This is a genomic window from Bacteroides rodentium JCM 16496, assembly GCF_000614125.1.
Classification (GTDB): domain Bacteria; phylum Bacteroidota; class Bacteroidia; order Bacteroidales; family Bacteroidaceae; genus Bacteroides; species Bacteroides rodentium.
This window is the reverse complement of record NZ_BAKJ01000132.1, coordinates 1-1,381: the sequence shown is the minus strand read 5'-3', so window position 1 is coordinate 1,381 and position 1,381 is coordinate 1. Positions and strand designations below refer to the sequence as shown.

The 1,381-nt window shown below is 37.4% G+C and carries 1 protein-coding gene; it reads left to right on the top strand.

The features are described 5' to 3' along the window. Positions 1-226: 226 nt before the first annotated feature. Positions 227-1,222: an IS110 family RNA-guided transposase gene (locus JCM16496_RS21060; protein WP_025836430.1), complete on the top strand. Its 996-nt coding sequence runs from the start codon at positions 227-229 to the stop codon at positions 1,220-1,222. Positions 1,223-1,381 lie beyond the last annotated feature (159 nt).

The following is a 1,381-nucleotide window of genomic DNA, read 5'->3' as shown; positions in this document are numbered from 1 at the left end:
GACACATTTACATTTGCAGTATTAAATATCACAATAAAATATAAGTGTATATTTGAAAAGAAGAGTTGCAGTGAACTAACTTTGACACTAGTCTTAAATGACTATAGGCTGAATCAGACTGCAACTCTCTTAATAGGAGAACCTAGCCAGTTAGAATTGTAGGCTCACGACCTAATAAATGTATTAGCTGTTTCTCCTTCATGTTTAATACTGTAAATACAAAGTTATGAATTATTCTCATTTTGTAGGTCTTGATGTAGGAAAAAAAACTTTCGATGCATCATTAATGTCTGCGGACGAAAAAGAGTTGTCTCACAAGTCTTTTGATAACACTCCAGAAGGGATCCAATCTTTATTGGATTGGATAGCTGGTTATCATCTCTCTTTATCCAAACTCTTGTTCTGCGCTGAAAACATGGGAAGTTATGTCACAGAGTTATCTGTTTCCAGTATCTCCATGGGATTTTCCCTGGCTTTGGTTTGCCCGTTGACCATCAAGAAGTCCATAGGCTTGCAACGAGGCAAAAATGACCGCATTGACGCCAAAAGAATAGCGAACTATGCGGTATTACACTATCGAAAACTGGAGTTATACAAATTGCCTGACAAAGATTTGGTGAGACTACGAGGATGGATTATCATACGTGACAATTTGGTCAAGCAAAAAGTATCAAGCATAAAGTTATTGGAAACATTCTCCCAGATGGCTAAGTTGGCTAATGTGACAGAATCCATTTCTTTTTTGGAAGAGCAACTCAAGTCGATAAAAGAAAAGATCCTGGAGGTGGAAGAGAATATGGAGCAACTAATAGCCGCCAGTACATCGCTTTACACAAACTACTTGCTATTAAGAAGTATAAAAGGAATAGGAATTATCAATGCCATTGTATTACTGTGTGTTACTGACAATTTTCAAAGATTTGACAACCCAAGGAAATTTGCCTGCTATTGTGGGGTTGCCCCATTTGAACACACTTCAGGTATTTCCATACGGGGAAAAACGCAGACTTCTTCATTGGCTAACAAAGAAGTAAAAGTATACCTTACCCGGGCAGCTATTACTGCCATCTCTTGGGATCCGCAGTTGAAAGCATATTATAAAAGGAAAATAGCGGAGGGGAAACATAAAGCATCTGTAATCAATGCTGTAAGAGCCAAAATCATAGCAAGGTCTTTTGCTGTGATACGAAGGCAGACTCCATTTGTAACATTAGCCGTATAATAAAAGGTCCTTAACTTCGAAGACATCTTAGGTTTAGGAAGTAGCTATGTACTTCTGAAGAGTAGTTATGTCTATATACGAACTTACCCAAGGATACGTTAATGTTCGTAAACTTGGGTAAGATTTTATAAATATTGTTTGGAGAGGACTTAGAATTCA

Coding starts and splice junctions, on each gene's coding strand:
- JCM16496_RS21060 (WP_025836430.1), top strand. CDS start 227: ATGAATTATTCTCATTTTGTAGGTCTTGATGTAGGAAAAAAAACTTTC.